Consider the following 6,738-nt stretch of genomic DNA (forward strand, 5'->3'; position numbering starts at 1 on the left):
AGAGCCCACTTAAAAAAAGGGGCTCAGGATATAAGAAAAAGCCCTACAGGAAGTTTGCATCATGCAGACTTTCCTGTAGGGCTTTCTTCTTATTCCTCCTTATACTCATTATTCCTCCCTATATTCAAAGCATCCTGCGGCAGACTGCTCTTTCTTTCTCGGCAAACCATCACGGTCGGTTGCAGGCAGGGTTTCGGCATCTGCCTTACCTATTGCTGCCGACTCCTTGCGCAGATGGAAATCATACTTCAGATTGTCGGTGTCGAAAAGGCGGAAATGCTTCTCGGCAAACACCGTCGTATCCTTGATGTCCTCATAAACCACATGGGTGAACTTCAGACTGTCGTCCGTCTCCAACTTCTCCGTGCGCAACACACAATGGTCGAAGAGGAAATTGAAGGCATCCTCCTCTTTCGGAGCCTCCCAAACCACCTCATCATCATGATAGCCCGTTACGAGCGAATTTCTTACCTCGAAACGAGGCAGCGGAGAGGCAAAACCGATGGCAGACTCGCGGCGCCCGTCAAACGGATAGAACTGGGCTATGGTGCAGCCGTTTACCTCAACATCGCCACCCTCAACATAGAGCGGATGGTTCAGACAATTGGTTATCTGCGAGTTATAAATCTGCACCTTGGCAGAATCAATCCTCACACCGTAGCCCTGACTGTTATGAATCGTAGCATTCTCGATGAGCAGTTTCTGCTTCGTAGCATCGCCCGCTTCTATCATCACAGCATCGTAGGCACTATGAATATCAGCAAACGAAATTCTGCAGTCATGAGCCGAAGACATCAGTCTGATTCCCTGCCACTGTCCCGGTGTGCGGTCATAAGGCAGATAATCGAACATGTGGTCCAGTCGGTCGCCTCGCATCACCACTTCCCTGTCCTTTTCGCCCTCAATCTTCAGCGACCCGAACACCTGCAAACCCGCATTCTCGTGGAAATAGAGTTGGGTGCCCGGAGCAATGGTCAGCGTAGCAGCCGAATCAACCCTGATGCCGCCATAAACCACTACCGGCAGCGTGCTCTCCAGCAGCTGGTCCTGCTTCACCTCGAGCGAATTGAGTTTCATCGCATCCCATGAAAACGCCCTCAGGTTCACCTTCTGCTCCACGCCACTTTCCAGCGCAAACACCAGGTTGTCGCTCACCAGCTGCGGCTCTTCGCTGTTCTGCATCGCCGAAGTCAGTTCTACGAACACACGTATGCTGTCACCCTTCCTGATCTCCACATTCTGCGTCTGGAATCCCGCTTCGCTGCCCAGGTAAGAGCCGTCAACATTCACCCGGTAGCCCTTCTGGTTACCGTTTTCCAGACGCACCGACTGGCAGCGCAGAGCCTTGCCCGTACGGTTGTAAACCCAGAAGCTTCGGGTAGGCGTAGGCACATTCGAGAAGGTGGTGTCCATCTTCAGCGTATCTACCGAAAACGAGAGCACATCTCCCCTCGACGTTGAGAAACTCTCATCGTCGGCACAACTGGCAAGCAGGGCGCTCATCGCCATCCCTACACCCATTATATACAAAAATCCCTTTTTCCGTTTCATATCTATAAAAACGGAAAAAGGGAAATATTATTGTATCTGCCTCTACATAAACAGAGCAAAGATGGATGAGCCAATAACCGTCATCACACCGCAAACCACGATGCTCAGACTGCTCATGGCTCCCTCTATGGTACCCATTTCCATCGCCTTTGCCGTACCCAGCGCATGGGAAGAACAGCCGATGGCGATACCTTTGGCAATAGGCTCTTTGATGGAGAGAAGCTTCAGGAACTTCTCGGCAAAGATGTTGCCCAGCACACCCGTTACGATGATGACAACCACCGAAACCGAAACATGACCGCCCAACTCCTCAGAAACGCCGATACCGATGGCGGTAGTGATGCTCTTAGGCAGGAAGGTAACGTAGGACGCATGGTCGAAATGGAAGATGAGGGCGAGAATGAGCACGGAGCAGAGACTCGCCAGCACGCCCGAAACAATGCCGATCAGCACAGCCCGATAATTCTTCTTCAGAAGCTCAACCTGCTGATAAAGTGGCACAGCCAGACAGATGGTGGCTGGTGTGAGCAGATAGCTGATGCTGTTGGCGCCTGCCGAATAGGTCTTGTAATCTACGCCAGTCAGCAGGAGCGTGATGATGACGAGGATGATGGAGATGAGCAGCGGGTTCATCAGCGACCATCCCGTCTTCAGCTTCAGCAGCATGCCTATGCCGTAGGCTGCCAGACTGATGAGAACGCCGAAGAAGACAGAATCCTGGAACAAGTGGTTCATTTCTTCGCCTCCTTTCCTTTTCTGATTACCAACTGCGTAATCCAGCCCGAAGCACCCATCACGACGAAGGTGCTGACCACCGTAACTACGATATACTGGAACCATGCATTGCCGATATCCTGATAAGAATCAATGAGTCCTACGGCAGCCGGAATAAACATCACGGGCATGATGGCAATGAGGAAACTGCTGGTTTCGCGGATATGCTTCACCTTGATCAGTTTTGTTTCCAGCGCAAGGAAGAGCAGAATGATGCCATAGATGCTTGCCGGAATAGGCAATGGCAGCAAAAAATGAAGCAATTCCCCCGCAAAGGAGAAAGCTATGATTATCAAAAATTGAATTAAAAACTTCATGTTGAATTACTTTAAACCTTAAACCTTAAACCTTGGAACTTTGAACCTTTGAATCTAAATCAAGCTAACGTACTGCTCAATGAGGCTTGCCGTCTCTTCTACGCCCAGGCGCACAGTATCCAGGCAGATGTCGTAATCATCGGCATTTCCCCAGGTAAGGCCTGTATAATACTTATGATAAGCCACTCTGCAATCCTCGGTGTGCTCTACAAACTCCTCAGCTTCCTCATACGAAAAGCCCTTCTCCTCCTGAATCTCCTTGATGCGAGCCTCCAGATTGCCGCTCAGGAAAACAGAAATCAGGTCTTTGCGCTCGCGGAAGATATAGTTTCCGCAACGGCCGATGATGATACAGTCTTCATCGCCTATCATATCGGCAAGTGTATGGAGCGGTTTTTCTGTCAGCGCCCTCTGCGTTTCGCCAAGCGACGACATCGAGAAGAGCAGTTCATCTACCGGCCGCTCATCGAAGAAAGCCTCCATCTCGTCGAGCACTCCTCTCTGTTCAGCCATTTCCATCATATTTTTACGGGTATAAAAAGGAATACCATACTTTTCGGCGAGCAGCTTGCCCACGCGAATAGCGCCACATCCACACTGGCGCGCTATCGTTATAATCATGATTCTATAAAATTAAAACGTATATAATAATTACTCAGTTCCGTTATCCCCCTCCAGCCCATCCAGGGCGGGAGTTTTATATAGCAAAAAAGCTAAGAAGATTTGACTCTTCTTAGCTTTCTTGTGTCGGGGCGACAGGATTCGAACCTGCGACCACCTGTTCCCAAAACAGGAGCGCTACCGGGCTGCGCTACACCCCGCTTGTGCTTTGCTAAAGGTTTGAGTGAGAGAAAAATAGAGTCGGGGCGACAGGATTCGAACCTGCGACCACCTGTTCCCAAAACAGGAGCGCTACCGGGCTGCGCTACACCCCGCTTGTGCTTTGCTAAAGGTTTGAGTGAGAGAAAAATAGAGTCGGGGCGACAGGATTCGAACCTGCGACCACCTGTTCCCAAAACAGGAGCGCTACCGGGCTGCGCTACACCCCGCTTACTCATCTCTACGACACCTCTTAAGCATTGCTTTAAGCATCATTTCTGAATTGCGAGTGCAAAGGTACTACATTTTTTCGATTCCACCAAATTTTTCCCTAACTTTTTTCAAAAAAATATGCATTTTAATGCAAAATGGCTGGGAAACAGGCAAAAAATAAGGGCAACCCCTATCCGGAATTGCCCTTATACCTTATTATATATAGTGGCGGAAAAGAACCGCAACCATACTTGCTGAACTTCTAAATCAGAAACCGACTGCCCGAATCTGTCAAACCGAGAAGACCGGCAAATCTGATTTCAGACCGGCAAATCTGATTTTACTTGATGATTCCCTCTTCTACGAAAATCTTCTTCAAGATCTGGACAGCCTGCTCAACCTGCTCTCTTGTATGAGTAGCCATGAGTGCGAAACGTACCAATGTATCCTGAGGAGCACAAGCTGGAGGAATAACAGGGTTGATGAACACACCTGCATCGTAAGCCATCTTGGTAACAACGAATGTCTTCTCAGCATCGCGTACGTAAAGAGGAATGATAGGACTCTCTGTCTCGCCAATCTCGAAACCTTCCTCGCGGAAACGCTTCAAGGCATAGTTGGTTACATCCCAGAGATTCTCGAAACGCTCTGGCTCATTCTGAATGATGTGGAGAGCCTCGAGAGCTGCTGCTGTGGCAGCTGGAGTGTTAGAGGCGCTGAAGATGTATGTACGGCAGTTGTGACGGAGGAAGTTGATTGTATCCTTGTCTGATGCGATGAAACCGCCGATAGAAGCCAGACTCTTAGAGAATGTACCCATGATGAGGTCTACCTCGTCGGTCAGACCGAAGTGGTCGCATACACCACGACCCTGCTTGCCGAATACGCCAAGACCATGAGCCTCGTCTACCATGATAGAGCAGTTGTACTTATGCTTGAGCTTTACAATCTCAGGCAAGTTAGCCAGGTCGCCCTCCATAGAGAACACACCGTCAACAACAATGAGCTTGATAGCCTCCTCAGGGAGCTTAGAGAGCACGCGCTCCAAATCTTCCATATCGTTGTGCTTGTAGTGAAGCTGGGTAGCGAATGAGAGGCGGCGGCCATCTACGATACTTGCGTGGTCGCGGTCATCGCAGATAATATAGTCGTTACGACCTACTACGCAAGCCAAGACACCCTGGTTTACAGAGAATCCTGTAGAGAAACACAATGTTTCATCCTTGCCCATAAACTCAGCAAGCTCCTTTTCGAGCTGCACGTGCAAATCGAGCGTACCATTGAGGAAACGGCTTCCTGCACAACCAGAACCATACTTGTCGAGCGCAGCCTTAGCTGCATCAATAACACGCTGGTCATTAGTCAAACCCTGATAAGCATTAGAACCGAACATCAGGATTTTATGACCATCGATGTCGGTTACCTCTGTCATCTGCTTACTTGTGATCTCGCGGAAATATGGATACACACCGGCAGCCATATACTTCTGAGGTTCACGATAATTCTTGTATCTTTCTTGTAATTGTCCCATTATTAATAGGTGTACTTTATAATCTTTTTTATACTTTTCTAAGTTTCAGGGTGCAAAGATACAAAAAAGAACTCAATAAACGGCTTTTTTTATAAGAAAGTTTACTTTTATAGTTTTTTTAATCGATATTTCTTGTTATTTTGGGTATTTTTATTACTTTTGCAGCCTAAATTTTACAAACTCTTGACTATATAATGAAGAAAAAGATACTTTTCATCATGAATCCGATTTCAGGAACAGCCAGCAAGGCGGCAGTTCCGAGTCTGATAGATTCTGTTTTGGACAAAGAGCTTTTTGAGTACGAGATAAAAATGACTGAAAGAGCCGGGCACGCTTCGGAAATTGCTACCGAAGCGAAGAACAACCATGTAGATGTGGTTGTGGCAGTTGGCGGTGACGGCACCGTCAACGAGGTGGCCCGCTCACTGGTTCACTCCGATACAGCCCTCGGCATTCTGCCTTGCGGTTCGGGCAACGGACTGGCGAGACATCTGCTGCTCCCGATGAACCTGAAGAAATGCATCGAGGTCATCAACCAATGCCAGATTAGAGATTTGGATTATGGTGTCATCAACGACCACCCGTTCTTCTGCACCTGCGGCATGGGCTTTGACGCTTTCGTCAGCATGAAGTTTGCAGAGAGCGGCAAGCGCGGACCTATCACTTATGCCGAAAACATCCTGCGCGAGGGATTGAAGTATAAGCCTGAGACTTACACGCTGGAGGACGAGACGGGCACCAAGCAGTATAAGGCGTTCCTCATTTCCTGCGCCAACGCATCGCAATATGGCAACAATGCTTATATTGCCCCTCAAGCATCCATGAGCGACGGTCTGATGGATGTCGTCATCATGGAACCGTTTGATGTAATCGAGGCGCCTCAGGTGAGTTTCGACATGTTCAACAAGACGCTGGACAAGAACTCGAAAATCAAGTCGTTCCGCTGCAAGAAACTTCATATCACCCGCAGTCAGCCAGGCGTAATCCATTATGATGGCGACCCTATAATGACGGGTGCAGAGATTGATGTTCACCTGGAAGAAAAGGGCATCAAGATGCTGGTGAACCCGTTTGCGAACAAGAACGACCGCAAGCCGAACATGATCCAGTCTGCCTTTGCCGATTTCTTCAACGACTTCAATGCCGTGCGCGATGATATCCATAAAGACATCCAGCGCCAGAGTAAAAGAGTAGAAGCCATCAGCAAACTGGTGCAGAAGAAGCTGAACCTTTAGATAGTGATTAGTGAGTAGTGATTAGTGAGGGTGTGTCATAAGCCACACCCCATACGCCCTGAAAGGGCAGAAGCTCCTAGCCCAGGGCAGCGCCCTGGGTATAATGGCAATCAGTAAGACGCCCTGTAAGGGCAAAAGCTTTGTACATTGCCCTGTATTTTGAAGCTTTTGCCCTTACAGGGCGACAAGTTTGTGTCCATAATTACCCAGGGCGCTGCCCAGGGAGGGCACTGAAAAAGGTACCCAATTTTAAGTTGCATAGCTTGTTTTTGAACTTTAATTCTTGTCCAAGAAGCAT

General features: G+C 48.7%; 6 protein-coding genes and 3 tRNA genes. 1 reads left to right on the plus strand and 8 read right to left on the minus strand.

The window, feature by feature from the left end; genetic code table 11:
• Window positions 1–108: 108 nt before the first annotated feature.
• The 8 genes from KSW37_RS10085 to spt form a co-directional block, all read right to left on the minus strand.
• Complete coding sequence (locus KSW37_RS10085) at window positions 109–1,551, minus strand: right-handed parallel beta-helix repeat-containing protein (RefSeq protein ID WP_217314655.1); 1,443 nt, start codon at window positions 1,549–1,551, stop codon at window positions 109–111.
• 42 nt (window positions 1,552–1,593) lie between these two features.
• Window positions 1,594–2,286 (minus strand): LrgB family protein, encoded by a 693-nt coding sequence (locus tag KSW37_RS10090; RefSeq protein WP_217314656.1) that lies wholly within the window; start codon window positions 2,284–2,286, stop codon window positions 1,594–1,596.
• A complete protein-coding gene (locus tag KSW37_RS10095) occupies window positions 2,283–2,588 on the minus strand; it encodes a CidA/LrgA family protein (RefSeq protein ID WP_233338974.1) in 306 nt (101 codons plus the stop codon). The genes KSW37_RS10090 and KSW37_RS10095 overlap by 4 nt, the downstream gene beginning before the upstream one ends.
• A 108-nt stretch (window positions 2,589–2,696) precedes the next feature.
• Window positions 2,697–3,263 carry an AAA family ATPase gene (locus KSW37_RS10100; RefSeq protein WP_118254105.1) on the minus strand — a complete coding sequence of 189 codons (567 nt, stop codon included), beginning with the start codon at window positions 3,261–3,263 and terminating at the stop codon, window positions 2,697–2,699.
• 126 nt (window positions 3,264–3,389) lie between these two features.
• Window positions 3,390–3,463 (minus strand) — tRNA-Pro (locus KSW37_RS10105).
• A 40-nt stretch (window positions 3,464–3,503) separates the two neighbouring features.
• Window positions 3,504–3,577: transfer RNA gene (locus KSW37_RS10110), tRNA-Pro, on the minus strand.
• A 40-nt stretch (window positions 3,578–3,617) separates the two neighbouring features.
• Window positions 3,618–3,691: transfer RNA gene (locus tag KSW37_RS10115), tRNA-Pro, on the minus strand.
• A 323-nt stretch (window positions 3,692–4,014) separates the two neighbouring features.
• Window positions 4,015–5,205 (minus strand): serine palmitoyltransferase, encoded by a 1,191-nt coding sequence (spt, locus tag KSW37_RS10120; RefSeq protein WP_006849118.1) that lies wholly within the window; start codon window positions 5,203–5,205, stop codon window positions 4,015–4,017.
• Window positions 5,206–5,399: 194 nt separating this feature from the next.
• On the opposite strand from spt, the gene KSW37_RS10125 reads away from it, so the two are divergent.
• The gene (locus tag KSW37_RS10125) at window positions 5,400–6,440 is read left to right on the plus strand and encodes a diacylglycerol/lipid kinase family protein (RefSeq protein WP_217314657.1); all 1,041 of its coding nucleotides are present in this window, start codon (window positions 5,400–5,402) and stop codon (window positions 6,438–6,440) included.
• Window positions 6,441–6,738 lie beyond the last annotated feature (298 nt).

The organism is Segatella copri (assembly GCF_019127135.1).
In the GTDB taxonomy this organism is placed as follows: Bacteria; Bacteroidota; Bacteroidia; order Bacteroidales; family Bacteroidaceae; genus Prevotella.